Here is a 25,727-nt window from a genome sequence, read left to right on the forward strand (position 1 = left end):
TGTGAATATTTACCTCATTGTATATTTGTACTTAGTTAATTAAATTTGAATAGTAAAGACATCAGAGTATGGAATAAGTCCGATCTCTCATTGGTCTTCTAAACCGGGAATTATGTTCTGACCCCATACTCTTTACATCAGAATCCGGATAGTTCGTAAGGTGTTTGAGCCCGCATTCGCAATGAAGGACCAAGATGTAAGCGATGTCGTTAGAACCAAAAAACGAACGGCCATGAGGTACATTGGAATCGACGTGAGCAAGGCTACATTCGTGGTAGCTTACTCCTCCGACAAAGGCGGGGAGATCCGTACTTTTAACAACACGACCGCTGGTATCAGACAGTTTATCGGGACTCTCCCCAAAGATGGCAGTATCCACTGTGTTATGGAGGCGACAGGGAACTACAGTGCCTTGCTGCTGTATATGCTCAATGTCGCCGGAATTACTGTCAGCATGGAGAATCCGCTGAAGGTAAAGAACTTCGCCAAAGCCATGCTCTCTACGATCAAGACCGATAAGAGCGATGCACGACTCATTACCTTGTACGGAGAGAAGATGAACCCGCGTCCTTTCAAGGTCCAGGGAGAGGCCATCCTGCGGCTCCGACAGAAAAGAACCGTCATTCGCCAACTTACTAAGCAGATTACCGCCATGTCGAACCTTCGTGGCTCTCTCGCATGTCTGCCTGTCCCGGACAAAGGTGCAACTCATACCGTAGACGAAACGATCAAGTTCCTTGAAAAGAAGCGTGACAGGCTTCAGTCGGAACTCACGGATCTTGTCGAAGTCGAGTTCAGCCGGCAACTCGCACTCCTGACAACCATCAAAGGTATAGGCATAACGCTCGCCACGGCGCTCATCATCACTACCGGAGGATTCACTTACTTCCAGAATGCCAAGCAGGTGTCCCGCTATCTCGGTATCTGTCCCACTTACGAACAATCCGGAACTTCGGTAAACATCAAAGGGCATATCAACCGAAACGGAGACGCATACACCAGAGGACTTCTCTATATCGCCGCTTGGCCTGCCAGTAGGTTCAATGCCCAATGCAAAGAGACTTATACGAGGCTCAGGCAAAACGGAAAGTCGGGAAAACTCGCTATGATCGCTGTCGCAAATAAACTCGTCAGGCAGGCTTTTGCTGTTGTTGCGCACGATAAAGAATATGTCGACGGATTCGTCTCCAACAGACCTTAGCAGGAACCATTCTCCGATATTATTACTCTTTTTCCGCATTTTTTAATATAGTTCGTAATTCGCTCCATGCTGTTTAGGCGGATTCTCAGTAAGAAATGCTTGATAATTGGGAATCATTTTCAACTCTTCCAATTCTTTGTCCGTTAAGAATGAACCTGTGGATAAAAATTTACGAACAAACCATTTGGCACACTCATTTGCAGATTTCATAACAACAATTTATTTTCCCCCAGCCAACTCCGAATCAAGGGAATTATAAAAAGAAAGTGTGGAGTTGTTCGTTTATCTGACGACAGGCATTTGGCGCAGCCCAAGCACAAATAAACAATACCCCACACCGAATAGTATATATCGAGAATGATATATGCCTATACACGGTGATGAATGTTTGTATTGCCTATCCTTGTGCTTTTCAAAATCGCCAAATTTTGTCGTCAAGGATTAGCGAAACACTTTCACTAAACTATATGTCACCACCCATCAGGATGATGCCACAAAGTTAGAAAATGTTTCTTAAAATACAACGCACTCGCGGGGTATTGCAGATGCAAATTTCAGCTAAAAGTTTCTGAAAATCAAGATTGACCTTATAGAATGTTTATCATAACTTTCGGGGAAATACCGACGATGATATTTATCGAGTTCCACAAGAAAGTCCCGTCGGAATCTGAAATACCGGGATTTCAGATTTTGCCCGGTATTCCAACGAACCCCTAAAAGCCCGGCTTTGATTATCTGCCAAGACCTTCAGCCACGTTACAAGAGGAGCTAAAAAAACAGGGGACCGAACATTGCTGTTCGGCCCCTTTGGTAGCGGGAGGAGGACTCGAACCTCCGACCTTCGGGTTATGAGCCCGACGAGCTGCCAACTGCTCCATCCCGCGATATATTTTTCAGATAAGATCTATCGCTATTGCGTGTGCAAAGATAAGACGAATTTTTCATTCCGCCAAATTAATTTCGGCAAAATCCGCCCGGCAAGCGACCTGTCGCCTATCTGTCAACCGATTACGGCCTCAAATTATTTTATGGCCGAAACCACGATCTCCGCCAGGTCGCGGATTTCGCCCTTCGTGCCGCGCCCGAGGGCCTTCTTGCAGAGCGGGCAGGCGGTGACGATCACGTCGGCCCCCGTGGCGTCGAGCTCGGCGGCGACAGACTGCGCGATGCGGACCTGCTGGCCGTCGGATATGGCCGTATTGGCCACCGAAGAGCCGCAGCAGAGGGCGTTCTCGCGCGTCGAGGCGGGTTCCAACAGTTCGCCCACGGCCTCGATCACGGCCCGCGGCTCGTCGTAAATGCCGCTGCCGCGCCCCAGTTCGCAGGGATCGTGGTAGGTGAAGCGCGTCGCGCCGTGCTCCAGCGCGAGGCGTCCGGCACGGATCAGGCGCAGGATGTATTCCGAATGGTGCAGCACCTCGATGCCCGGCAGGCTGTAATCCTCGCGGAAGACTTTGAGGCAGATCGGACACGATGTCACGAGCGTCGTGATGCCGTGCTTGCGGAACAACTCCTCGTTGTAACGCATCATCTTGTGCGCCGAATCGGTTTCGCCGGCCAGTTTGAGCGGCCGCCCGCAGCAGACGCCGCCTTCGCGGTCAGCCCACCAGACCTCCTCGCCCGCGGCGTCGAAGATCGTCGCCATCGCCGACATCGTGCGCGGCGTCAGCAGGGTCATGCAACCCGCGAAATAGCCCACCTTGCCCTCGCCCGCGGAGCGGTCCAGCCCCTTGAAATAGCCGTAGCGGCGTTCGTCGGGGACGTTGCGCATCTTGTCGCGCGAGTTGACGCGCAGCGTATTGAGGTCGATATTCACGGGACATTTCTCGGCGCAGCGTCCGCACATCAGGCAGTTGTCGGCCGTTTGCAGGCGCAACATGTTGTAGCGGCGGTCGCGCAGGAAGTAGACCGACTGCACGTCGTCGATCCCCAGCACGCTCTGCAACTGGCAGGGGTCGATGCAGATGCCGCAGCGCGAGCAGGCTTCGACCTGGAAATTGTCGTAGGAGGACTCCTTTTCGCCCGATTTCAGCCGGTAGTGACGCAGGAAAATCAACGGAATCTCCGTGAAGATGTGCATGTAGCGCGAGAACGGCAGCGCCACGAAGAAGACCCCGAGACACGACGAATAGAACCACCACGCCGCGGTTTCGAGATTCATCAGCGGCATCATGCCGATATGCGCGGCCATCCACGCCCCGAGGCCCCCGGTGAGGAATCCCCCGCCGCCGTACAGCGCACACGTGGCGCTCTCGGCCACCAGACGCGCCGGGAAGATGAACCACAACGCCGACAGGGCCACGCGGTCGCCCGGAACGTGCTTCGTGGTGCGCCGCAGGCCCATCGCCCGGGAATAGAAGCGCTTGCCCCAGGCCAGCGCCACGCCCGAAAGAACGAACAGCAGCAGCAGGTCCATCACGAAATCGAAGACGGGCTTATGCTCCAGCCCCATGCCGAAATATTTGAAAAAGACGTGTCCCTGCAACGGCACGTAACGGAATCCGAGATAGGCGATGGTCTCGGCCCACCCCACGGCGATCAGCAGGAACCACCCGAAGGCCAGCGACATGTGCATATACCCCAGCAGGGGATTGACCCGGAAGATGCGGCGGTGAAGCAGCGATTCGCTCACCACCTCCCACACCGCGGCCAGGGTGCGGCGCGTGGGTATTCCGAACAGAATCCGTTTCTTGTCGTCGCGGGGCAGCAGCCAGAGCCACTTGCCCCACTTCCACGCCAGCGTGAGGAACATCACCGAGGCGCCGAGGATAAACGGTATGCAGAAAGGTGCGTAGAAAGTCATCGTCAGAAATCTCCCAGTTTACGTTTGATAAGCATCACCACGCCGCGCGTGTTGATGCCCCGCGGGCACACCAGCCGGCATTTGCCGCACAGCATGCACTTGTTCATCTCCTCGTAGGCGCCCTGATACTCGCCGCGGCGCACCAGCGTATGGACCTTGCGGAAGTTGAATTCCGTGAGGTTGCCCGCCGTGCAGACCGCCGTGCAGGCCCCGCATCCGATGCAGGTCTGCAACTCGGGCATCTCGCGCAGAATCTCGTCGCTCTTGCGCAGGTTGTTGCGGTCGATGTCGATGGCCCGGGGCTTGGAGATGGTATATCCGAAATTGATCGCCGCCATGATTACATCCCCACGTATTTGGCCGCGGCGTCGGCCGCGACGATCCCTTCGTTCAGCGATTCGCCGATGTTCTTGGGCGCGGTGACGGTCCCGGCATAGAAAATACCCTCGACGTTGCTCTTCACGTTGTTCAGAAACATGTCGCGCGGAGCCATGAAGCCGCTCGGAGCGCGGTTCAGTCCGGCACCCTCGGCGAAAGCGGCGTTGTCGTCGTTGGCCCGCATGCCGACGATCAGCACGAGCATATCGACGCTCATGCGCAAAGGACGGCCCGTCAGCGTGTCCTCGGCCTTGATCTGCACCCGGCCGTCGATCGTCGGGCTGGCCTCCGAGATACGCCCGCGCAGAAAATGGATGTTGTATTTCTGCTGCGCCTCGCGGTACATCTCCTCATAGCCGGGGCCGAACATGCGGATGTCCATGTAGAAATTGAAGACATCGGCTTCGGGGAAGAGCCGCTTCATCTCCATAGCCTGCTTCACGCCCGTGATGCAGCACACCTTCGAGCAGTGCTGCTGGCACACCTTCTCGTCGCGCGAACCCACGCAGTGCAGAAACGCGATGCGCTTGGGACGCGCCCCGTCGGCCCGGGCCACGCGGCCTTCGTTGAGCATGCGCTCGATGTCCACCGTCGTGAAAACGTTGTCGTAGATGCCGTAGCCGTACTCCTCCTTGATCGAGGCATCGAAGAGCGTGAAGCCCGACGCCACCACCACCGAATCGCACGTCAGCATCCGTCCGTCGGCGAGCAGCACGCCGCCCGCCGTGAATCCCTTGGCCTCGGCGGAGGTCAGCACCTCGATGCCGCTCTCGTTGACCCTCCGGCGCAACTCGGTCAGCACCTCCTGCGCGGGCGTGAACGACGGGAACAGCACGTGCCATCCCCGGAGCTTGCCGCCCAGTTCGGGCTCCTTCTCGATGATCGTGGGCTCGACGCCCTGCTCCGCCAGACGCAGGGCCGTCTGCATGCCTGCGACGCCGCCGCCTATGACTATTACCTTCTTCTTCATTACTCTCTGATGTCGTAAATGGTATCCGTCGGACAGCAGTTCACCACCGCCGACGCGGGTTTTCCGATATATTTTCCGTTCCGGCCGAGGTACTTGGCCGCGGGATCGTACTCGATGCCCATCTTGTCCAGCAGGGGTTCCACATCGACCTGGTGCATCTGCATCCCCAGCTCCCAGGGGTCGTAGCCCAGCACCAGCCCGGCCATCTCCTCGTAGGTCAGCACCGGGATGCCATGGCCGTTCTGGCCGTAGGTCGTGCCCTCCATCTCGGCGATAGCGTATTGCCACTTGTCGAGGAACATCGCGCAGCCGGGGCAGTTGGCCACGATGAAATCGGGTTTGTAGGGCGCCATGCTCTCCAGCTTCTTGTGCGAATTGGCGATCGAATAGCCGCGGTTAGCCTGCACGAGGTAGTTGCGGAATCCGAATCCGCAGCAGTGGCGGCGTTCAGGGTAATCCACGCACTCGCCGCCCCACGACTCGACCATGCCGGCCAGCACATAGGGAAATTCCGATCCTCCGATGCCCGATTTCGGGAATATCTTGGCGTAGTGGCAGCCGATGTGCTCCACGACTTTCAGCGGTTCGCCCGTGACGGCGTTCACCAGCCGTTTTTTGGCCCGCGCGGCGATCTCCTCGCGGAAGTGGAACACAACGTCCGACGTGTGGGCCAGGCTCGCGGGCTTCCGGAACTCGCGTTTGGTGGCTTTCCAAAGGTTCTCGCGGGCCTTCTCCTCCGTCTCGGGGAACTCGTTCCACGTAGCCAGAATCTCCGTGTACACGCCAAAGGAGGTGATGCACGAGGTCACGAAATTCTCATACCCCGCTTCGTTCATCAGCGCGAACTGCCGCGCCACGACGGTCATAATGGTCTCCAGCGGCACGATGTCCGAGTGATACCCGATGCCCGTGCACGACGAGTGTTTGGGGTCGTCCAGCAGGTCTTTCCCCAGGTCGTTGTGCAGCATGTCGATAAAGAACTTCTCGCTTCCGGGGAAGAAATTCTGCCGGATGCAGCTGCGCGCATAGTAATAGCGGTCGTCGGCGATCTCCTTCTGATAGTCCTGCCAACTCTTTCGTTTCATCGTCATCGTCAATAATGTTCGTTGCTGTTCGAAAGGAAGACATCCATCATGTACTGCTGGTCGGCGCCCTCCTCGTAGCCCATTTCGCGGGCCTTGCGGTCGGAGTGCTGCTCGATGGTGTCGAACATCTCGCTGCCGCCGCTGACCTTGAATATCTCGTTGATCTCGGCGAGCGACTCCTCGTCCAGCCGGCGCAGGGCCCCGGCGCCGTGGCGCATGTAGACGGGCGTGAACTGGCCGTAGATCTCCTTGTCGTTGTCGTAAATCCATTTCCAGACGGTGCCCTGCTCGGGGTGCAGTTCGGGTTTCACCAGCCGCGGCACGATGCAGTAACCCGTGCGGAGAATGTTTTCGCCGATGATGCGCTTCAGGGCCAGTTGCTGACGGCCCTTTTCGCTCTCGACGAAAAACCCGAGCTTCTGCGACAGGGTGCGAAGCGCCTGAATCACATACCCCGGGGTATTGCCCCGCGGACAGCGCGGACGGCACGACATGCATTCGCCGCAGTACCAGATCGTATCGCTTTTGAGCAGCTCCTCGATGGCGTCGTCGTCGCGCGTCTGAACGATGCAGACGATCTGCCGCGGATCGTAGTTATAGAACTCCGCCGCGGGGCAGACGCCCGTACAAACGCCGCAGTTCATGCAGGCATGAAGGCCCTCCTTCATCCGCACGTCTTCCATGAGCATATCGAAATACTTCCCCATACCTATATACAAAAAACCTTTGCACTGCAAAGGTAGGGAATCCGCCCGGCTCGGGCGGTGGTATAAATGCGTAATTTACCGCCGTTCGTAAAGCTCGAAGACGAAAGGCCAGGGGTAATCCTTCCCGCAGGGGAACGATTCGGACGACACCGCCCGCCACTCGCTCTCGTCCCACGCCGGAAAGCGCGTGTCGCCCTCGTAGGAGTGCCGCACGCGCGTGAGGTAGAAGCGGTCGGCCAACGGCAGGGCTTCGGCGTAGATCTGCGCCCCGCCGATCACGAACACCTCCTCGTCCTCCGGAAACAACCGCACGGCCTCCTCCAGCGAATGCACGACCGTGCAGCCGGGAATCTCGATATTCTGGCGCGTGATAACGACATTGGTGCGGTTGGGCAGCGGCCGCCCGAGCGACTCGAAGGTCTTGCGGCCCATGACGACGGGATGGCCCATCGTGACGGCCTTGAAATGTTTCAGGTCTTCGGAAATATGCCACAGCAGGGCATTCTTGTCGCCGATAACGCCGTTCTCGGCAACGGCAACGATAATTGAGATCATAGGGTTCAGAATGACATCGGGGCTTTGATCGCCGGCCACGGATCGTAGCCTTCGAGCGTGAAATCTTCGTAGCGGAAATCGAAAACCGACTTCACGACGGGGTTCAGCCGCAGGCGCGGCAGCGGACGCGGTTCGCGCGCGAGCTGTTCATCCGCCTGCTCCAGGTGGTTCAGGTAGAGGTGCGCATCGCCCAGCGTATGAACGAACTCACCGGGTTCGAGCCCGCACACCTGCGCCATCATCTGCGTCAGCAGAGCGTAGGAGGCGATGTTGAACGGCACCCCCAGAAACGTGTCGGCGCTGCGCTGGTACAACTGGCACGAAAGCCGCCCTTCGGCCACATAGAACTGGAACAGCACGTGGCACGGCGGCAGGGCCATCGCTTCGACCTCCGCGACGTTCCACGCCGAGACGAGGATGCGCCGCGACTCGGGGTTCGTGCGGATCAGTTCGACCGCCTGCGCGATCTGATCGACGGCGCCCCCGTCGGGCCGGGGCCACGAACGCCACTGGTAACCGTAAACGTGGTTCAGATCGCCGAAGCGGTAACCCTCGATCGGCGACTCCACGCCCGCCGCCGCGAGGAAAGTCTCCCGATCGACGGGCAGCACGCCGTGCCGCACGCACAATTCGTTATAGTAGCGATAGGCGTCGTTGTCCCAGATATGGACCCCGTTTTCGACGAGGTATTTGATATTGGTGTCCCCGCGCAGGAACCACAGCAGTTCGTGGATCACCCCTTTCAGAAAGACCTTCTTGGTCGTCAGCAGGGGGAAACCCTCCGCCAGGTCGAAACGCATCTGATGGCCGAAGACCCCTTTGGTCCCGGTTCCCGTGCGGTCGCCCCGCACGACGCCTTCCGCCTTGATCCGGCGCAGCAAATCGAGGTATTGTTTCATGATTCAAGGGTCATTTCGCCCGCCGCGTCCAGCACGGCACAGGCGGGATTCTTCTCCCAGCAGCCGAGATTCACCACGTGCAGACGCCCTTCGCGGTAGTCGCGCGGGAAGTGCATGTGTCCGAAAACGAAATGGTCGATGTCGTGGGTCGCGGCGTATTGGCGGGCATAGTCGATCAGCGGCTCGGTGAGCGAAGCGTCGAAACCGCCCCCGCGGCCGGTCCGCACGGCCTCCTCGTCGGCGGCGTTGTGCCGCTTGCGCGATTTGCCGCTCCACCAATGGCCGAACTTCATCGCCAGGTCGGGATGCACGCCCCACGAAAAGAGCCATTTCAGCGTCCGCGACCGGAATATCCGGTTCAGGAGTTTCAGCATCGGCTGTCCGTCGATATTCATGTTGTCGCCGTGGGCGATGAAGACTTTTTTGCCCGCGAGGGTCATCACCTGTGGAGAGGTGCAGACCTCCATCCCGCACTCACGCGTGAGGTAGTCGCCGACCCACATGTCGTGGTTGCCCGTGAAGAAGACCACCCGCACGCCCCGGTCCGTCAGCTCGGCCAGTTTCCCCAGCGTGCGCACGAAGCCCTTGGGCACCACACGGCGGTATTCGAACCAGAAATCGAAAATGTCGCCGACCAGAAATATCGCTTCCGCATCGCCGGAGACCTTGTCGAGCCACGCCACGAAGCGTCGTTCGACCGCCCGTGCGGAATGCTCGTCACCCGCCCCCAGATGTATGTCGGATGCGAAATAATACATTACTTCGTCAGTTCGTCCAGTTTCTCTTCGAGGCTCTTGCCGTAGATGTCCCGGGCGACGATCGAACCCTCCTTGTCGATCAGGAAGTTGGCGGGCAGTTTCTGCACGTTGTAGAGTCCCAGCGCCGAGGAGCCGCGCCCGCGCAGGTCGCTCACCGAGATCCACGGCAGCTGCTGTTCCTGCACGGCGTTGATCCACAGCGGCTTCGACGTGTCGATCGCCACCTGGTAGACCTCGAAGCCCACGGGAGCGTCTTCGTATTTCTTATAGAGTTCTTTCAGATCGGCGTTCAGCGCGTTGCTCGATCCCAGCTCCGCGGACCAGAAATCCAGCAGTACGACCTTGCCCGTGAGCGACGAAAGGCGGATCTTCTTGCCGTAGATGTCCGTCATTTCGAGGTCGGGATACCCCGCTTCGGAGATCTGCGACGTCAGGCTGATGCGCGCATCCATGCGGGCGATCTCGGCCGTCAGCGACTGGAGATAGGGCGAATCGGGATAGCTCTTTTCGAGGGCTTCGGCCACGGTGCGGAAATAGACCACGTCGCTGTCGCCGTTGAACAGATAGCGGTCCCCCGGAAGACGCTGGTAGAGGGCGTAGACCGCCGCCAGCGAAGACTTGTTCTCGATGATGAACCGCAGCTGCTCGCGGCGGATGCGGTAGTACTCGGCCGTGTACTCCTCGACCAGCGACTTGCGCTCCTCCTCCGTAAGGCCGGGCTTGGCGAACTGTGCGGCGATGTTGTCCAGCCGCTGAGCCCCCGTGACGAAATCCTGATAGAACTGGCGCAGCAGTTCCGATTCGGCGGAGCCTTCGACCGTGTAGTTGCGCACGACGCTGCCCACCGAACCGACCGTCACGCGGTCGCCCCCGGCGATAAGCAGCGGAATCCGCTCGCCGTTGTAGATGATATTATACAGGGAGGGCGTCTTGGGCACGCCTTTGAGTTCGAAACGGTAGCTGCCGTCACCGGCGAGCACGGCCGAGTCGATGACCGCCTGCGTCAGGGGCGAGGCATTTTCCAGATAGACATTTTTCGCATCGCTGCCGACGAAGCGGCCCGAAATCTTCACTTTCGACGACTGGCAGCCACACACCAGAACGGCCGCCGAGAGCGTCACGAAAAGCGTTTGCTTGTTCATTTACGATCGTTTTCGCTGTTATTAATACACAAAGATAGCAAAAAACCCGATGGTTCCAAACCCGAATCGCATACGGCTTTGCAAAACCATCCGACCCCTAAAAGTGTCGTTACGACACCAAAGATAGCAAAAAACCCGGTGGTTCCAAACCGTGCGGCTTTGTAAAACATCCCGGCCCCTAAAAGGGTCGGTGCGGCCCCGCCCCTACTTCGGCGAATTTCGGTGGGCGCCGTTGTTCTTCGTAAAATTCCGGTGTTGCTGCTGGCCGCGGTTTTTCTGCTGCTGCCGCTGCTGATGAGGCGGACGGTGCTGCTGGGCACCCTTCTGGGGACGTGCTGAAAAGGGCTGTTTATAGTCGCTTCGGAGATTATTTAAGGCAACTTCATCGATTTGGATCGTCCCTCCGGACATGCGTTTGATGTCTTTTACGATCACTTCGTTGTTCGGATGCTCCTGGTTGTATTCGTAGCTTTTGGTACGCATGTAACGGGCCAGATTATCCACCGTCCGGGCCACCGTCTGGGGGTTGCGCTCGTCGGCCAGACCGCGGATCATCCGCTCGACATATTTGCCGTAATGCTTGTAGGCGATCCGCCCCTGCGAATAGGGCATGCGATGGGGCGCGACGGTCAGTTCCTGACGCGACGGCTGCGGATAGGGAGAATCCACATCCAACTGAAAATCAGACATGATGAAGAGGTGGTCCCACAGTTTGTGGGTGAAGTCGGCCGTATCGCGCAGCAGGGGGTTCAGATTGCCCATGACGGCGATCACGGCGCGGGCCTGACGGTTGCGTTCGCGGCGGTCCTCGATCGCCAGCAGCGAGTCGATCATCTCCTGGATGTGACGCCCGTATTCGGGCAGGTACAACTTGCGTCGCGTGTAATTATAGTTCTTTCTCATAAATTGTATTTACGGTCTTTCCCGTTGCTCCGATTCGTCCGCCGGACCCTCCGGCAGGGCCTTCGCAATAGACCTGTTCAAGATGTTTTTCAAGACCTTCCGCTCCGTCGGGCGAGACCCCCCGGGATTGGTTTTACACCGCAGAAAGCCCTAACTTTGGGACAGAGGCAGCGCAAACCGAACATCCGGGATACCGCCTGTCCAAGCCGAAGATCGACTTCGCAAAAGTAGGTAAAATTTCAGGAAAAACAAGCTATGGCAAAGGTTTTAATTTTGGATCAATCAAAAAGCGTGCGAAACATTTTGCGCGAGCGGTTGGAATATGAAGGATTTTCGGCGGAAGCCGTTGAGGACGAGGCGGCAGCCACGGATATATGCGGGAAGGTTCCGTTCGACCTGATCATTTCGGACACCGGATGCAAGGTCCCCGATGCCGGCATTCCGTTCATAGCCCTTTCGACCGACGCCTCGATCGACTCGGCGGTGAAGGCCGTGCGCAGCGGAGCGCAGGACTTCCTGACCAAGCCGATCGACATGAACCGGCTGCTGCAATCCATCCACCGCACCATCGCAAATCCCGCGACCGCACCTCCGGCCGCCGCCGCGGCTCCCGTCGTGCGCCGCAGCCGCCGCGCGCATCCCGCGCAGGCGGAAAACATCATCGGCATCTCGCCCGAGATCGAGCATGTCCGCCAGCTGATCGACAAGGTGGCCCCGTGCGAGGCCCGGGTGCTCATCACCGGCGAGAACGGCACGGGCAAGGAGCTGGTGGCCCGCTGGCTCCACGCCAAGAGCGCGCGCTCCGCGGCGCCGTTCGTCGAGGTCAACTGCGCGGCCATCCCCTCGGAACTGATCGAGAGCGAGCTCTTCGGCCACGAACGGGGTGCATTCACCTCGGCTATCAAACAGCGCAAGGGCAAGTTCGAGCAGGCCGACGGCGGCACGCTCTTCATGGACGAGATCGGCGACATGTCGCTGGCGGCGCAGGCCAAGGTGCTGCGGGCGCTGCAAGAGAGCCGTATCAGCCGCGTGGGCAGCGACAAGGATATCGAGGTGGACGTGCGGGTGATCGCCGCCACGAACAAGGATCTGCGCGAAGAGATCAGAAAGGGCAATTTCCGCGAAGACCTCTACCACCGCATCGGCGTGATCGTCGTGCGGGTCCCGGCGCTCCGGGAGCACGCCGAGGACATCCCGACGCTGGTGGACCATTTCATCCGCACCATCTCGGCCGAATACGGCACACGGCCCAAAGCCATCGACCCCGACGCTCTGGCGGTGCTGCGGCAGATGCCGTGGACGGGCAACATCCGCGAACTGCGCAACGTCGTCGAGCGGCTCATCATCCTCTCCGAAGACCGCATCACGGCCCGCGACGTGAAAGAGTATTGTTAGGGGCGAAACGACAGGTGCTTGTCATTGCGAAGCCCGCCGGCGTAAAATGCCGGCGGGCTTCGTCATTCCGCATAAACGAGGTGAGCGCGGGAATCCGGTGAATACGTTGTAAGGTCCCGGGCTTCGACCGGATTGCCGCGGCATCTGCGAAGCCTCGCAATGACAGAAGCGAAATCGGGGTGGAAAGCGTCCCGGCAGGCCGTCACCTCCTAAATAAGCGGGCAAAACTACAACAGCGCCAGCAGTTCTTCCGGTTTGTCAACCAGCTGCCGGGCCCCGGCGGCGAGGAGCTCCTCCCGGTCGCGGAATCCCCACGTCACGCCCGCCGAACGGACGCCCGCGGCAGCCGCGGTCTCGATGTCCACACCCGAATCGCCGACGTAGAGCACATGCTCCCTCGCCACGCCCGTCAGCGCCAAAATCTCCTCCACGACCGCCGGCGAGGGTTTCAGAGGCACGTCGGGACGCTGGCCGAAGACCGCCGCGAACTCCACCCCGGGGAAGAACAGCCGCACGAGCTTCTCGGTCCCGGCCTGGAACTTGTTCGACGCCACGGCCAGCCGCACGCCCCGGCGTACGAGCTCGGCGACGAGGTCGGGAATCCCCTCGTAAGGCCGGGTGTAGGTGTCGATATGTTCGGTGTAGTATTTCACGAAATCGGCACGCACGAGCGCCACGTTCCCGGGCGTCCGCAGCGGCTCGGGCAGGGCCCGTTCGACGAGCCGCATGATGCCGTTGCCGACGAAATGGCAGTACTCCTCGTAGGAGTGCTGGGGAAGCCCCCGCAGGGCCAGCACGGCGTTGCAGGCCACGGCCAGGTCGCCGATGGTATCGAGCAGCGTGCCGTCGAGGTCGAAGATGACGAGTTCGGTTTTCATGGTTTCCGTTTTATTTTCCAGCCGACAGCCGCCACGAACAGCGACATCAGCGGCGAGACGATATTGAAGATGCAGTAAGGCATGTAGACGAAGGTAGAGACGCCGAGCACCGTGGCCTGCGTCATGCCGCACGAGTTCCACGGGATCAGCACCGAGCAGACCGTGGCGGAATCCTCCACCGAGCGGCTCAGCAGCCGCTCTTCCAGCCCCCGGTCGGCATACAGATCCTTGAAAAGGCGTCCCGAAAGGATGATCGAAATATACTGGTCGGCGGTGCAGAGGTTGAAGAAGATGCCCGCGCCGACGGTCGAGGCCACGGCCGAAAAGGTCCTGCGCACCCACCGCAGGAAGATCGCCGTCAGCGACCGCAGCATGCCGCTGCCGGTCATCACCCCGCCGAAGCACATGGCGCAGATGATCAGCCACACGGTGTTGAGCATGCCGGCCATTCCCCGCGTGGCGACCAGTTCGTCGAGCTGGGGCGTTCCCGTGGGAATGGCCGTGGGACCGAAGCAGGTCATCAGCACCCCTTTGAATCCCGACATGAAATCCAGCTCCGCGACGCCCGCCACCCGGGCCACCGTTTCGGGCTGGGCCAGAAGCATCGCCGCGCAGGCGAAGACCGCGGCGCAGAAGAGCGTCACGATGGCCGGAAGTCTCCGGGCGATAAGTATTCCCGTGGCCAGCGGCACCACGAGGAGCCACGGCGTGATGCGGAACGTCGCGGCCAGCGTCGAGGCGTACATTTCGGCGTGGGTCGAGGCGCCGTGTTCGAGCGAGAGCCCCGCGACGGTGAAGACCCCGAGGGCGACGAGCATCGACGGCACGGTGGTGTAGAGCATGTAGCGGATGTGGGTGAAGACCGGGACGCCGACGGTCGAAGAGGCCAGCACCGTAGTGTCGGAGAGCAGCGAGAGCTTGTCGCCGAAATAGGCCCCCGAGATGATGGCCCCGGCGATCCACCCTTCGGGAAATCCCATCGCCTGCCCGATGCCCATCAGCGCGACGCCGATGGTGGCGATGGTGGTCCACGAACTGCCGGTCATCAGCGACACCACGGCGCAGATCACGCACGAGGAGACGAGGAAGAACGACGGGTGGAGGATCTGCAACCCGTAGTAAATCATCGTCGGGACCACGCCCGAGACCATCCACGTTCCGGCGATGGCGCCGATGAGCAGCAGGATGACGATGGCCGAAGCCGAAGCGCGGATGTTGTCGATGATGGCCTCTTCGAGCACGGCCCAGCGGCAGCGGTAGATGCCGATGGAGAGCATCACGCAGACCGACGTGGCCGACAGCAGGGCGATCTGGCTGCCGCCGTCGATGGCACCGCCCCCGAAGGCGCGGATCACCACATATAACAACAGCGTCAGCACCGCCAGCGGGATGGCCGACACCCACGGCGACGGCAGTTTTTCGGTATTTCGCTTCATCGGTTGACTTTTACGGGGGACAAAAGTACGAAATTTTGCCGAATTTCCCAGGTTGAAAAGCCGTTAACCGCGGGCTTTGCCCGCGAGGATTTACAGTCCTGTCGGAGCGCGGACGAAAGTCATTCCGAGCGAACGAAAGTGAGCGTGGGAATCCGATGGAAGCGTCGTAAGGCCCCAGCTTCCAATCGGATTGCTGCGTCGCCTACGGCTCCTCGCAATGACGTAACAGCGCAAAACCGGATGGAGTGCATCCCGAAGCAACCGTCGCGCCCTGAAACCCGCCTCTCAGGCGGGGAGGAGTGAACGGTTCCGGCCTTATCGTATGCCAAATGTGTTTTTCGGGGCACAACCTTTCGTTTTTTCCGTTTTTCTGTTTAACTTTGGTAAATCGCAACGGCGCAAACAAAATGAACGCACTCCGCAAAGTGATCCGTTTCTATGTCGAAGGATTCCGCGAAATGACCGTGGGACGCACCCTGTGGGCCGTCATCCTCGTGAAACTCTTCATCATGTTCGCCGTGCTGAAGGTCTTCTTCTTCCCCGACCCGCTCGCCGGCAAGAGCCCCGCGGAGAAGGCCGACTGCCTGTTGGAAAACCTTGCGCCCCCGATCCCGGGAGCGGAATCCTCAACCCAATAACACCCCGTTATGCTATCCGACTACCTATCAACCGTCGATTGGTCGCGTGCGCAATTCGCCATGACGGCCATCTACCACTGGCTGTTCGTCCCGCTGACGCTCGGACTGGGATTCCTGATCGCCGTCATGGAAACCCTCTACGTCCGCACGAAGGACGAATTCTGGCTCCGGACCACCAAATTCTGGATGCGACTCTTCGGCATCAATTTCGCCATCGGCGTCGCCACGGGGCTGATCCTCGAATTCGAGTTCGGCACCAACTGGTCCAACTATTCGCACTTCGTGGGCGACATCTTCGGCGCCCCGCTGGCCATCGAAGGCATCTTCGCCTTCTTCCTCGAATCGACCTTCATCGCCGTGATGTTCTTCGGCTGGCGCAAGGTTTCGAGCGGCTTCCACCTCGCGGCCACGTGGCTCACGGCCATCGGGGCCAACCTCTCGGCCTGGTGGATTCTCGTGGCCAACGCATGGATGCAGCACCCCGTGGGATGCGATTTCAACCTCGAAACCGTGCGCAACGAGATGACCTCGTTCTCGGCCGTGGCGCTGTCGCCCGTGGCCGTCAACAAGTTCTTCCACACCGTCACCTCGTCGTTCGTGCTCGCGGCGCTGTTCGTCGTGGGCGTCTCGGCATGGTACCTGCTGCGCCGGCGCGAACAGCAGATGGCCCGCAAGAGCATCGCCGTCGCCTCGGCCTTCGGATTCGTCTTCGCCCTAATCACGGCCTTCACGGGCGACCGTTCGGGAGCCATCGTGGCTCGCGTGCAGCCCATGAAGCTGGCCGCGATGGAGGCCCTCTACGAAGGGCAGGAGGGTGCGCCACTCACCGCCGTGGGCATACTGCGGCCCAACGGCCCGGTCAACGGCGAAACCTTCCGGTTCCAGATCGGCATCCCGAAAATGCTCTCGCTGATGAGCTTCCGCGACGCCGACGCCTTCGTGCCGGGCATCTACGACCTGGTCTACGGCAACGAGGAGCGCGGCATCATGTCCGCCGCCGAGAAGATCGAGCGCGGACGCACGGCCGTGGACGAACTGGGCCGCTATCGCGCCGCGCGCGAGGCGGGCGACACGGCGGCCATTCAGGTCATCCAGAGCAAATTCGACCGTTCGACCCCCGAGGGCGAAGCGTTCCTGCGCGACCACTTCGCCTATTTCGGCTACGGGTATCTCGACCGTCCCGAGCAGATCGTGCCCAACGTGCCGCTGCTGTTCTATTCGTTCCGCGTGATGGTCGGTGCGGGCTGCTTCTTCATCCTGCTGCTGGGCGTCGTCTGGTGGCTCAACCGCAAAGACCGCCTCGCCGACAAACGCTGGCTGCTGTGGGTGGCCGTGTGGACCGTCCCGCTGGCCTACCTCGCCTCGCAGGCCGGATGGATCGTGGCCGAGGTCGGACGCCAGCCGTGGGCCATTCAGGACCTGATGCCCGTGGGCGTCGCGGCCTCGAAGATCCCCAGCGGATCGGTCTCCGTGACCTTCTTCCTCTTCCTGGCGCTCTTCACCGCGCTGCTCGTCGCCGAACTGAGCATCATGTTCCGGCAGATCAAAATAGGACCTAAAAACGACTAAATCATGGATACCTTGACTTTTCTTCAGCACTACTGGTGGTTCATCATTTCGCTTTTGGGGGCCCTGCTGGTCTTCCTGATGTTCGTGCAGGGCGGACAGGCGCTGCTGTACGACATAGGCCGCACGGAGGAGGAGCGCAACATGCTCGTCAACTCGCTGGGCCGCAAGTGGGAATTCACCTTCACGACGCTCGTCACGTTCGGCGGCGCGTTCTTCGCCTCGTTCCCGCTCTTTTACTCCACGTCGTTCGGCGGGGCGTTCTACGTCTGGATGGCCATTCTCTTCTGCTTCGTGCTGCAAGCCGTGGCCTACGAATACCGCCGCAAACCCGCCAACGTCTTCGGCAAGCGGACTTTCAACGCCTTTCTGCTGATTAACGGCGTCCTGGGGCCGCTGCTGATCGGCACCGCCGTGGGGACCTTCTTCACGGGAGCGGAATTCACGGTCGATCGCCTCAACCTCGCCAATCAGGGCGGCGCAGCGGTCATCTCGCAATGGGCGACGCCGTGGCACGGACTCGAAGCCGTCGCCGAGTGGCGCAACGTCCTGCTGGGTGCGGCGGTCGCCCTGCTGGCCATGACCCTCGCGTGCCAGTATTTCATGAACAACATCGACGACGAGACGATCCTCCGCCGCGCGCAGAGCCGCATGCGGCTGTTCGGGGTGCTGTTCGTCGTCTGCTTCGTGGCGTGGCTCCTGGCCCTCCTCCTCGCCAACGGACGGGCCGCCGATGCCGCGGGCACGATCTCGGTCGAGCCTTACAAATACCTCCGCAACCTGCTCGAAATGCCTTACGTCACGGTCGTACTGCTCCTCGGCGTGGTTTCGGTGCTGTGGAGCATCCGGCTCGGATGGTGCGGCAGCCGCCGTGCGGTATGGTTCGGAGGCGCCGGCACGGTCCTCACGGTGCTGTCGCTGCTTCTGCTGGCCGGGTGGAACGGCACGGCCTACTACCCCTCGCTGACGGACATGCAGTCGTCGCTGACGATCACGAACTCCTCGTCGAGCCTCTTCACGCTCAGGACGATGGCGTGGGTGTCGCTCTTCGTGCCGTTCGTGGCGGCCTACATCTGGTACGCCTGGCGGGCCATGAACCGCCGCCCGATCACCCGCGAGGAGATCCGCGGCGACGACCACCAATACTGAAACGAAAGAGCGGAGGCTTCGGCCTCCGCTCCTCTTTTTCCGGGCGATTCCGGAACTATTTCTCCTCCGGTTTGCCGAACGGATACTGATTCTGATGCACGTCGTCGAAACGCATTCCGTTCTCGTAGGTCTTCATCGCGCGGCGGCTCATGCCCATCGACGAGAATCCGCCGTCGTGGTAGAGGTTCTGCATCGTCACCTTGCGCGTGAGGTCCGAGAAGAGCGTCAGCACGTAGTCGGCGCAGTCCTCGGCCGAGGCGTTGCCCAGCGGAGCCATGCTGTCGGCGAACGACATCAGGTCGCCCAGCCCCAGCACGCCGCTTCCCGCGGTGGTCGGCGTCGGCGACTGCGACACGGTGTTGACCCGCACGTGCTTCTCACGGCCGTAGATGTAGCCGAAACTGCGGGCGATGGACTCCAGCAGCGCCTTGGCGTCGGCCATGTCGTTGTAGCCGTAGAGCGTGCGCTGGGCCGCGATGTACGAAAGCGCCACGATCGAACCCCAGTCGTTGATGGCGTCCTTCTTACGGGCCACCTGAATGACCTTGTGGAACGAAATGGCCGAAATGTCGAGCGTCTTGGAAAGGAAATCGTAATCCAGATCGTCGTAGGTGCGGCCCTTGCGGACGTTGGGCGACATGCCGATCGAGTGGAGCATGAAGTCGAACTTGCCGCCGAAATGCTCCATCGTCTTGTCGATGAGGTTTTCGAGGTCCGCGACGCTCGTGGCGTCGGCCGGAACGACGATCGTGTTGCACTTCTCGGCCAGCTTCGAGATGGTTCCCATGCGGATAGATACGGCAGTATTGGTGAGGACGATCTCGGCCCCCTCCTCCACGGCGCGCTCCGCCACCTTCCAGGCAATGGATTGCTCGTTCAGAGCTCCGAAAATAAGTCCCTTCTTTCCTTTCAGTAAATTGTATGCCATCGTAATTCAGATTAAAAATTCGGGCAAATATAACAATTTTTTTTCATTCGGACGACCGCCCGTCCTCCCTGCACCCTGCAAAGGCCCTGCCGCCCGGTCCGGAGCCGCCTGCGATCCGACGCAAATTTTTATCGCCCCGGAATACGTAGTTCCGCCGGGTCTTTCGTAAGTAACAATACCAAGCAACATAGTGCCGCGGCCGCAGGCCGGGGCGGAACGACCGAACTAACCTTAAATTTACTTATGAGAAACCTTAGTCTGAAATCAACTCTGTTTCTTGCCGTTGCACTCGGTCTTGCCGGGAGTATGGCCTCCTGCGACAACGACGAGCCGACACCGAAAGATCGCTATTCGATCGAACTCAGCAGCGACAATCTGCATTTCACGGAGGAGGGAGGCAATTCGAGCCTGACCCTTTCGACGAACAGCCAATGGGAGGTCAACACGTCGTCCGACTGGGTGAGCTTCGTCCCCACGCAAAGCGGCGCTGCCGCCGACAAGCAGAGCATCACCGTCACGGCGCTTCCCTTCAGCGAAGAGAACAGTTCGCGCACGACTGTCATTTCCATCAAGTGCGGCGACATCTCGACCGACGCCGTAGTCCGCAAATTCATCACCGTCAGCCAGGACGGCCCCGTCGTCGAAGACCGCGAACCGGGTATCTACTCACTGAAGGACCTGACCGAACTGGGCGAAGCGATCGCTTCGGCGACCAAAGACACCGATCCGGATTACAGCAAATGGCAGGACGAAAACGGCGTAATCAATCTCTACAACGACATCAACGCCGGAGCGACGCCGCTGCCGCTCATGGGCGGACAGGACGTCAAAGCCAACGACAAATCGGGAGCCTTCGGTGGCATCTTCGACGGCAACGGCCACACGATCTCGGGACGCCTCGAAAGCGGCGGACAGCCCATCGTGGCCCTCTTCACGCGTCTGGCCCCCACGGGCATCATCCGCAACCTCACGGTGGATGTCGAAGCGACCAACGATTACACGGGGAGCGTACAGAAACATCTTGCCGCCATCGTCGGCTTCTCGGTGACTGCGACGAGCGGCTATATCGAAAACTGCACCTCGAAAGGTACGCTGACCATGACCGGTTCGACGCCCAATCCGCGCGTCGGCGGCATCGTCGCCTACGGACGCTGCAACATCACCGGCTGCTCCAACTATGCCGACATCGTCTCCAACTCGAACCGTGTGGCAGGCATCAACGGTGCCGGAGGCGGAGCGTTCACCATCTCCGACTGCAAGAACTACGGCACCATCCGGGCGAACTGCGACGCCGCCCAGGTCGGCGGTATCATCGGACAGCTGAACGGTCAAACCATCCTCGGCTGCGAGAACCACGGCGACATCACACTGACAGGCGGCGGAAAGGCCGTAGTGGGCGGCATCGCCGGAAACAGCCAGGGTTCCAGCTCGATCGGATCGGCCGAATCGCCGTGTCTGAACAAGGGTGTCATCACGATCAACGGCGCTGAGACCGCACCCGTCGCGGGGAGCGGCGTCGGAGGCATCTCGGGCGGCATGTCGGCCGCGGTCCCCATCGCATACGCCACCAACGAAGGCGCCGTCGTCAGCAATATCGATGACAGCAGCGTCGCAGCCGGCGGCATCGTGGGCGCGATCACCAAGGCCGCCCCGCTCACCGGCTGCCAGAACAAAGCGTCGGTCACTTCGGCGGCCAACGCCGGAGGCATCGTAGGATCGACGACGGTCGCAACGGAGATCAACGCCTGCGGCAACACGGGCGACATCGTCCGGCTGGCCACGGCGACCGTTCCGGCGGCCTGGTTCGGAGGTATCGCGGGCCAGGCTCCCTCGGCAGTCCTCACGAACTGCACTTTCGGAGGCACCGTGCTCAGCGCGCCCGGCGACAACAACAACGCAACAGGAACTGCGGCCCAATAGCAGACGCAGCAAAATAAACAGACCGTCATGCAGCAATTTTCAAAGAAAACGTTACGGAATTTTTTCTTCGGCACCCCGGCATCCGATGAAAGGGAGCAGGTCAGCTCGTGGTTTACCGCCGAGGGCGAAAACCCCGAGTTCGAGAACGAACTCTACGTCCTGTGGAACGAACTGCCGGAATCCATCGACCGGGCCTCCTCCCGCAAAGGGTTCGAACGTTTTTCCGCCTCGCTGGCCCATAAAGGCATCGGCGGGGCGGCGGGCCCCCGCAAAACGATCCGCAGGATCGGGAAGTGGGCCGTGAGAGTTGCAGCATGCCTGGCGGTGCCGCTCGCCGTTTTCGCGCTCTATCTGAACGGACAGGCCCAGAAACCCAAGAACTGGATCGAGAAACACGTGGCCTACGGAGAGAAAATGCAGGTGACGCTGCCCGACAACTCGACGGTCTGGCTGAATGCGGGGAGCAAGATCATCTATCCGGAGAAATTCAACCGGAAGGTCCGGCAGGTATTCGTCACCGGAGAGGTCTACGCCGACATCGAGAAGGACCCGTCGCGCCCCTTCTTCCTCTCGGTCGGGAACCTCAACATCAAGGTACTGGGGACGAAATTCAATGTGAAATCCTACCCCGAACAATCGAAGACCGAAGTGTCGCTGGTCGAAGGGAGCATCTCGCTGGAAGCGAATTTCAACGGTTTCACCAGACAGTACACCCTCGAACCGGGCAACTACATGAGCATCGACCACCGCACGGGCGCCGTCGATACGTTCCAGTTCTCGCCCGCGAGCTACACTTCGTGGAGCGAGGAGAACGGGGGTCTCTACTTCCGCAACCAGACGCTCGAAGAGATCACCGCCGATCTGGAACGCAAGTTCAACGTAAAGATCATACTCCGGGACGAACAGCTCAAGCACGAACGTTACTTCGCCTCGTTCGTGAACAACGAATCGCTGGACGACATCCTCAAATTCCTGAAACTGGGCAGTTCGTTCCAATACGTCTCGAATAAAAATGTCATCGACATTTACAAGCACCGAACCCAACCGAAACAAGCAATTTAACCCAAACCACCCATGAAACGCGTATTCACCGCCAAACTACGTTCCCGGTTACTGCTCGCCGCATGCAGCCTGCTGCTGTCCATGCAGCTCCATGCGCAGAATATCACCATGAACTTCAAGGGAACCGTACAACAGGCCATCGAACTGTTGCAGAAGAACTACAACTATTCGGTCGTCATCAAAACGAACGGCGTCGATCTGAAAAAACAGATCGAGGTCAAAGCCTCGAACAAAACCGTCGGCGAGGTCGTGAACCAGATCTTCGCCTCGCAGAACGTCGCCTGCTCGGTCGAAGGGCGCAACATCCTCGTAAAGAGCAAAGAACCCGAGAAAGACGGAGACGCGCAGAAAGTCCGGCTGATCACCGTGCGGGGTACCGTTACGGACGCCTCCGGCATGCCGATCCCCGGCGCTGCGGTCTACAACCGGCAAACCCAGCGGGGCACCGTCTGCGACGCCCGGGGACAGTACACCCTGCAAGTGCCGGCCAACAGCCAAATCACCGTCTCGTTCCTGGGATACGACGACCTCAGCGTCGCGGTCAACAACAAGACCCTGGTCAACGTCTCGCTGACCGAAAAGGCGTCGGACATCGACGAAATCGTGGTCATCGGCTACGGAACGCAGAAGAAGAGCGATGTCACGGGAGCCGTGGCGCAGATCAACATGGAGAAGATGGCCGACAAGCAGTCGATCTCGCTGGCCGATTACCTGCGCGGTTCGGTCGCGGGCCTCAACATCCAGCGGAGCGCCTCGACCAGCGGCCAGACCTCGTTCGAAATCCGCGGCCAAACCTCGCTCGGAACCACGACCTCGCCGCTGCTGGTCGTTGACGGGATGATCTTCAACGGGGAGCTGAACGACATCAACCCCAATGACATCGCCTCCGTGTCGGTTATGAAGGACGCTTCGTCGGCCGCGGTCTACGGAGCCAATGCCGCCAACGGCGTCATCATCATCACCACCAAGGAGGGCACGGGCGACAAACCCACGATCCGCTTCGACGCCAAGACCAGCCTTTCGATCCTGACCCGGAAGCCCGCGAGCTACGACGTGAACGGCTATCTGCAAGTGCGCGCCGACAAACTCATCGGCGAAGGCGCCATCAACCAGACCAAACCCGAATATTACACCAACCCTTACAAACTTCAGGGCGTGGACCTCGCAACGTGGATGGGCTACTCCAATGCCGGCGCCTACGCCGACCCCACCGAAGTCTGGCTGGACCGTCTGGCCCTGCGCCCCAACGAAAAGACGAACTACTACAACTACCGATCGACGGACTGGGTGGACGACGTTTTCCGCACGGGCGTGATTCAGGACTACAACGTCAGCGTATCGGGCAAGTCGAAGAGCCTGAGCTATTATTGGTCGGCCGGATTTCTCGACAACAAGGGCGTGGTCCGGAACGACGACTACCAGAACGTCCGCACCCGCGTGAACCTCTCCAACAAGATCACCGACTTTCTGGAAGTGGGCATCCGGGCCAACCTGTCGAGCGCCAAAAACGACGGACAGCCCGCCGACTGGGCCGTCGCCTACAACAACAGCCCGCTGGGCGACAAATACAACGAGGACGGCACCTACACCTGGTATCCGAACGGCGACAACATGGCCAAAAACCCGTTCGAGAAGACCCAGTGGGACGTTTACAAGCGCACGACCAGCATTCTGGGAACCGTCTATGCCAAGATCAGCCTGCCGTGGGGATTCGCTTTCGAGAGCTCGTTCAACAACCGCTGGAAATTCCAGGACGACAATTCGTACAAACCCTCGTGGACGCTCGACGGCTCGGCGGGCGAAGGCATCGCCTCGCGCCGGAATACCCGTCAATACGACTGGTCGATCGAGAACATCCTCCGCTGGAACATGACCTTCAACGACATCCACCGTTTCGACGTGACGCTCCTGCAAAGCGCCGCCAAATGGAAACAGCACCAGACGACCGCCGGAGCGAGCAAGTTCACCACCTCGGAACTGCTGGGCTGGCACGCCCTGGACATGGCCGAGATACAGACCTCGGCGTCCGAGGATCAGGTGGACACCAAAGCCTCCTACATGGCCCGTCTGAACTATACGCTCATGGACCGCTACATGCTCTCGTTCACCATCCGCCGCGACGGTTATTCGGCATTCGGGCAGCAGAATCCGTGGGCCGATTTCCCGGCCGTGGCCGCCGCATGGCGCATCTCGGAAGAGGATTTCATGAAGTCGGTGAACTGGATCAGCAACCTGAAGCTCCGCTTCTCCTACGGTAAGAACGGCAACAGCAACATCGGCCGTTACACAGCGCTGGCCGGTCTGGCCAACGATTTCTACCTGACCGAAGACAAGCAGAACGTCGTGACGCTCTACCCCACCTCCATGGGCAACAGCCAGCTGATGTGGGAAGAGACGCTGGCCATGAACTTCGGTCTGGACTGGGGGCTCTTCAAAAACCGCCTCAACGTCACGGCCGAGGTGTACAAGATGAAGACGACCAACATGCTGATGGACCGCGGTCTGCCGACGCTCACGGGCTACTCCAAGGTGAAGGCCAACCTCGGTCAGGTCAACAACAAAGGTCTGGAGATCACGATCAACTCGGTGAACCTCAACACCAAAAACCTGCGCTGGACCTCCGACCTGACCTTCTCGCTCAACCGCAACGAGATCAAACACCTCTACGGCGACCTGGTCCCCGTGACGGACAGCGACGGCAACATCGTCAACTGGAAGGAGTCCGACGACCCGACCAACGGCTGGTACATCGGCCATGCCATCGACGAGATCTACGGCTACAAGATCACCGGCGTCTGGCAGAACGACGAAGCGGCCGAGGCCATGGCCCTCGGATTCTCGCCCGGCGACTACAAGACCTACCTCAAAGAGGGCAACACGAGCTACTCGACGGACGACTACCTCTGGCAGGGTTACACCAAACCCCGTTACCGCATCGCCCTGAACAACTCGTTCACGCTCTTCGACAACCTCACCGTCTCCTTCATGCTCCGCTCGGAACTGGGACACAAGAAGGCCAACAACGAGATCTGCGTAGGCAGCTATGCCGACCGGGTGTCGCAGATGAAATTCCCCTATTGGACGCCGGAAAACCAGTCGAACTACTGGGGCAAGCTGGGAGCCAGACGCACGGGAACGCTCTACCGCAACGCATCGTTCCTGCGCATCGAGAACGTGTCGATCGCTTACAGCCTGCCCAAGCGGTGGATCAACAAGATCGCCCTGCAAAACGCCAAGGTCTTCTTCAACCTCGACAACGCCTACTGCTTCGACGACTGGCTCTACTGGGATGTCGAAACCAAGGCACCGACCCCCATGACATTCACCTTCGGCATTAACTTCACCTTATAATCC

General features: G+C 59.8%; 22 protein-coding genes and 1 tRNA gene. 8 read left to right on the forward strand and 15 right to left on the reverse strand.

Annotated elements, in window-relative coordinates:
- Nucleotides 1-232 precede the first annotated feature (232 nt).
- Nucleotides 233-1,201, forward strand: coding sequence for an IS110 family RNA-guided transposase (locus NQ519_RS03330; RefSeq protein WP_009597560.1), 969 nt, complete (start codon nt 233-235; stop codon nt 1,199-1,201).
- 42 nt (nt 1,202-1,243) lie between these two features.
- On the opposite strand, the gene NQ519_RS03335 is transcribed toward NQ519_RS03330, so the two are convergent.
- The 12 genes from NQ519_RS03335 to NQ519_RS03390 all read right to left on the reverse strand — a co-directional run bounded on the left by NQ519_RS03335 (nt 1,244) and on the right by NQ519_RS03390 (nt 11,401).
- Nucleotides 1,244-1,411 (reverse strand): hypothetical protein, encoded by a 168-nt coding sequence (locus NQ519_RS03335; protein WP_227901034.1) that lies wholly within the window; start codon nt 1,409-1,411, stop codon nt 1,244-1,246.
- 598 nt (nt 1,412-2,009) lie between these two features.
- Nucleotides 2,010-2,085: transfer RNA gene (locus NQ519_RS03340), tRNA-Met, on the reverse strand.
- Between the two features lie 137 nt (nt 2,086-2,222).
- Complete coding sequence (locus NQ519_RS03345) at nt 2,223-4,004, reverse strand: (Fe-S)-binding protein (protein WP_019149479.1); 1,782 nt, start codon at nt 4,002-4,004, stop codon at nt 2,223-2,225.
- Between the two features lie 2 nt (nt 4,005-4,006).
- Nucleotides 4,007-4,342 (reverse strand): 4Fe-4S dicluster domain-containing protein, encoded by a 336-nt coding sequence (locus NQ519_RS03350; RefSeq protein ID WP_015547654.1) that lies wholly within the window; start codon nt 4,340-4,342, stop codon nt 4,007-4,009.
- Nucleotides 4,343-4,344: 2 nt separating this feature from the next.
- Nucleotides 4,345-5,352, reverse strand: a complete 1,008-nt coding sequence (locus NQ519_RS03355; RefSeq protein WP_019149478.1) for an FAD-dependent oxidoreductase — start codon at nt 5,350-5,352, stop codon at nt 4,345-4,347.
- Nucleotides 5,352-6,443: a CoB--CoM heterodisulfide reductase iron-sulfur subunit B family protein gene (locus tag NQ519_RS03360; protein ID WP_044118568.1), complete on the reverse strand. Its 1,092-nt coding sequence runs from the start codon at nt 6,441-6,443 to the stop codon at nt 5,352-5,354. Before NQ519_RS03360 ends, NQ519_RS03355 begins: the two co-directional genes overlap by 1 nt.
- A gap of 2 nt (nt 6,444-6,445) precedes the next feature.
- Complete coding sequence (locus NQ519_RS03365) at nt 6,446-7,144, reverse strand: 4Fe-4S dicluster domain-containing protein (RefSeq protein WP_019149476.1); 699 nt, start codon at nt 7,142-7,144, stop codon at nt 6,446-6,448.
- Nucleotides 7,145-7,219: 75 nt separating this feature from the next.
- On the reverse strand, nt 7,220-7,699 hold the full coding sequence (locus NQ519_RS03370) for a dihydrofolate reductase (protein WP_019149475.1): 480 nt from the start codon (nt 7,697-7,699) through the stop codon (nt 7,220-7,222).
- Nucleotides 7,700-7,704: 5 nt separating this feature from the next.
- A complete protein-coding gene (thyA, locus tag NQ519_RS03375; protein ID WP_019149474.1) occupies nt 7,705-8,598 on the reverse strand; it encodes a thymidylate synthase in 894 nt (297 codons plus the stop codon).
- Nucleotides 8,595-9,356 carry a UDP-2,3-diacylglucosamine diphosphatase gene (locus NQ519_RS03380; RefSeq protein ID WP_019149473.1) on the reverse strand — a complete coding sequence of 254 codons (762 nt, stop codon included), beginning with the start codon at nt 9,354-9,356 and terminating at the stop codon, nt 8,595-8,597. The genes thyA and NQ519_RS03380 overlap by 4 nt, the downstream gene beginning before the upstream one ends.
- The gene (locus tag NQ519_RS03385) at nt 9,356-10,498 is read right to left on the reverse strand and encodes a TlpA disulfide reductase family protein (RefSeq protein WP_019149472.1); all 1,143 of its coding nucleotides are present in this window, start codon (nt 10,496-10,498) and stop codon (nt 9,356-9,358) included. Before NQ519_RS03385 ends, NQ519_RS03380 begins: the two co-directional genes overlap by 1 nt.
- A 204-nt stretch (nt 10,499-10,702) precedes the next feature.
- Complete coding sequence (locus NQ519_RS03390) at nt 10,703-11,401, reverse strand: DUF4290 domain-containing protein (RefSeq protein ID WP_026076277.1); 699 nt, start codon at nt 11,399-11,401, stop codon at nt 10,703-10,705.
- Nucleotides 11,402-11,656: 255 nt separating this feature from the next.
- On the opposite strand from NQ519_RS03390, the gene NQ519_RS03395 reads away from it, so the two are divergent.
- Nucleotides 11,657-12,796 (forward strand): sigma-54-dependent transcriptional regulator, encoded by a 1,140-nt coding sequence (locus NQ519_RS03395; RefSeq protein ID WP_026076276.1) that lies wholly within the window; start codon nt 11,657-11,659, stop codon nt 12,794-12,796.
- Nucleotides 12,797-13,023: 227 nt separating this feature from the next.
- Here NQ519_RS03395 and NQ519_RS03400 read toward each other — a convergent pair whose 3' ends face one another.
- Together NQ519_RS03400 and NQ519_RS03405 are read right to left on the reverse strand one after the other, a co-directional pair.
- On the reverse strand, nt 13,024-13,674 hold the full coding sequence (locus NQ519_RS03400; RefSeq protein WP_019149469.1) for an HAD family hydrolase: 651 nt from the start codon (nt 13,672-13,674) through the stop codon (nt 13,024-13,026).
- Nucleotides 13,671-15,110, reverse strand: coding sequence for a Na+/H+ antiporter NhaC family protein (locus NQ519_RS03405; RefSeq protein ID WP_019149468.1), 1,440 nt, complete (start codon nt 15,108-15,110; stop codon nt 13,671-13,673). The genes NQ519_RS03400 and NQ519_RS03405 overlap by 4 nt, the downstream gene beginning before the upstream one ends.
- A gap of 407 nt (nt 15,111-15,517) precedes the next feature.
- Here NQ519_RS03405 and NQ519_RS03410 point away from each other — a divergent pair, with 407 nt between their 5' ends.
- The 3 genes from NQ519_RS03410 to NQ519_RS03420 are packed head-to-tail and all read left to right on the forward strand — an operon-like array spanning nt 15,518 to nt 18,463.
- Nucleotides 15,518-15,748, forward strand: a complete 231-nt coding sequence (locus tag NQ519_RS03410) for a DUF4492 domain-containing protein (RefSeq protein WP_026076275.1) — start codon at nt 15,518-15,520, stop codon at nt 15,746-15,748.
- A gap of 9 nt (nt 15,749-15,757) precedes the next feature.
- Nucleotides 15,758-17,317 carry a cytochrome ubiquinol oxidase subunit I gene (locus NQ519_RS03415; RefSeq protein WP_026076274.1) on the forward strand — a complete coding sequence of 520 codons (1,560 nt, stop codon included), beginning with the start codon at nt 15,758-15,760 and terminating at the stop codon, nt 17,315-17,317.
- A 3-nt stretch (nt 17,318-17,320) separates the two neighbouring features.
- Complete coding sequence (locus NQ519_RS03420) at nt 17,321-18,463, forward strand: cytochrome d ubiquinol oxidase subunit II (RefSeq protein WP_026076273.1); 1,143 nt, start codon at nt 17,321-17,323, stop codon at nt 18,461-18,463.
- Between the two features lie 55 nt (nt 18,464-18,518).
- Here the strand turns inward: NQ519_RS03420 and NQ519_RS03425 are convergent, their stop codons facing one another.
- Nucleotides 18,519-19,391, reverse strand: coding sequence for an enoyl-ACP reductase FabI (locus NQ519_RS03425; RefSeq protein ID WP_019149464.1), 873 nt, complete (start codon nt 19,389-19,391; stop codon nt 18,519-18,521).
- Between the two features lie 243 nt (nt 19,392-19,634).
- Here NQ519_RS03425 and NQ519_RS03430 point away from each other — a divergent pair, with 243 nt between their 5' ends.
- From NQ519_RS03430 to NQ519_RS03440, 3 genes are read left to right on the forward strand one after another with little or no spacing between them, the layout of a single operon-like run.
- Nucleotides 19,635-21,311 (forward strand): BACON domain-containing protein, encoded by a 1,677-nt coding sequence (locus tag NQ519_RS03430; protein WP_147513129.1) that lies wholly within the window; start codon nt 19,635-19,637, stop codon nt 21,309-21,311.
- Nucleotides 21,312-21,338: 27 nt separating this feature from the next.
- Complete coding sequence (locus NQ519_RS03435) at nt 21,339-22,373, forward strand: FecR family protein (RefSeq protein ID WP_019149462.1); 1,035 nt, start codon at nt 21,339-21,341, stop codon at nt 22,371-22,373.
- 12 nt (nt 22,374-22,385) lie between these two features.
- Entirely contained in the window at nt 22,386-25,724 is a 3,339-nt protein-coding gene (locus NQ519_RS03440) for a SusC/RagA family TonB-linked outer membrane protein (RefSeq protein WP_019149461.1), read from the forward strand.
- Nucleotides 25,725-25,727 lie beyond the last annotated feature (3 nt).

It is taken from the genome of Alistipes senegalensis JC50, from assembly GCF_025145645.1.
Lineage (GTDB): Bacteria > Bacteroidota > Bacteroidia > Bacteroidales > Rikenellaceae > Alistipes > Alistipes senegalensis.

Coding starts and splice junctions, on each gene's coding strand:
- NQ519_RS03400 (WP_019149469.1), bottom strand. CDS start 13,674: ATGAAAACCGAACTCGTCATCTTCGACCTCGACGGCACGCTGCTCGAT.
- NQ519_RS03425 (WP_019149464.1), bottom strand. CDS start 19,391: ATGGCATACAATTTACTGAAAGGAAAGAAGGGACTTATTTTCGGAGCT.
- NQ519_RS03360 (WP_044118568.1), bottom strand. CDS start 6,443: ATGACGATGAAACGAAAGAGTTGGCAGGACTATCAGAAGGAGATCGCC.
- NQ519_RS03410 (WP_026076275.1), top strand. CDS start 15,518: ATGAACGCACTCCGCAAAGTGATCCGTTTCTATGTCGAAGGATTCCGC.
- NQ519_RS03380 (WP_019149473.1), bottom strand. CDS start 9,356: ATGTATTATTTCGCATCCGACATACATCTGGGGGCGGGTGACGAGCAT.
- NQ519_RS03395 (WP_026076276.1), top strand. CDS start 11,657: ATGGCAAAGGTTTTAATTTTGGATCAATCAAAAAGCGTGCGAAACATT.
- NQ519_RS03430 (WP_147513129.1), top strand. CDS start 19,635: ATGAGAAACCTTAGTCTGAAATCAACTCTGTTTCTTGCCGTTGCACTC.
- NQ519_RS03435 (WP_019149462.1), top strand. CDS start 21,339: ATGCAGCAATTTTCAAAGAAAACGTTACGGAATTTTTTCTTCGGCACC.
- NQ519_RS03345 (WP_019149479.1), bottom strand. CDS start 4,004: ATGACTTTCTACGCACCTTTCTGCATACCGTTTATCCTCGGCGCCTCG.
- thyA (WP_019149474.1), bottom strand. CDS start 8,598: ATGAAACAATACCTCGATTTGCTGCGCCGGATCAAGGCGGAAGGCGTC.
- NQ519_RS03355 (WP_019149478.1), bottom strand. CDS start 5,352: ATGAAGAAGAAGGTAATAGTCATAGGCGGCGGCGTCGCAGGCATGCAG.
- NQ519_RS03335 (WP_227901034.1), bottom strand. CDS start 1,411: ATGAAATCTGCAAATGAGTGTGCCAAATGGTTTGTTCGTAAATTTTTA.
- NQ519_RS03440 (WP_019149461.1), top strand. CDS start 22,386: ATGAAACGCGTATTCACCGCCAAACTACGTTCCCGGTTACTGCTCGCC.
- NQ519_RS03385 (WP_019149472.1), bottom strand. CDS start 10,498: ATGAACAAGCAAACGCTTTTCGTGACGCTCTCGGCGGCCGTTCTGGTG.
- NQ519_RS03390 (WP_026076277.1), bottom strand. CDS start 11,401: ATGAGAAAGAACTATAATTACACGCGACGCAAGTTGTACCTGCCCGAA.
- NQ519_RS03420 (WP_026076273.1), top strand. CDS start 17,321: ATGGATACCTTGACTTTTCTTCAGCACTACTGGTGGTTCATCATTTCG.
- NQ519_RS03405 (WP_019149468.1), bottom strand. CDS start 15,110: ATGAAGCGAAATACCGAAAAACTGCCGTCGCCGTGGGTGTCGGCCATC.
- NQ519_RS03350 (WP_015547654.1), bottom strand. CDS start 4,342: ATGGCGGCGATCAATTTCGGATATACCATCTCCAAGCCCCGGGCCATC.
- NQ519_RS03365 (WP_019149476.1), bottom strand. CDS start 7,144: ATGGGGAAGTATTTCGATATGCTCATGGAAGACGTGCGGATGAAGGAG.
- NQ519_RS03370 (WP_019149475.1), bottom strand. CDS start 7,699: ATGATCTCAATTATCGTTGCCGTTGCCGAGAACGGCGTTATCGGCGAC.
- NQ519_RS03330 (WP_009597560.1), top strand. CDS start 233: ATGAGGTACATTGGAATCGACGTGAGCAAGGCTACATTCGTGGTAGCT.
- NQ519_RS03415 (WP_026076274.1), top strand. CDS start 15,758: ATGCTATCCGACTACCTATCAACCGTCGATTGGTCGCGTGCGCAATTC.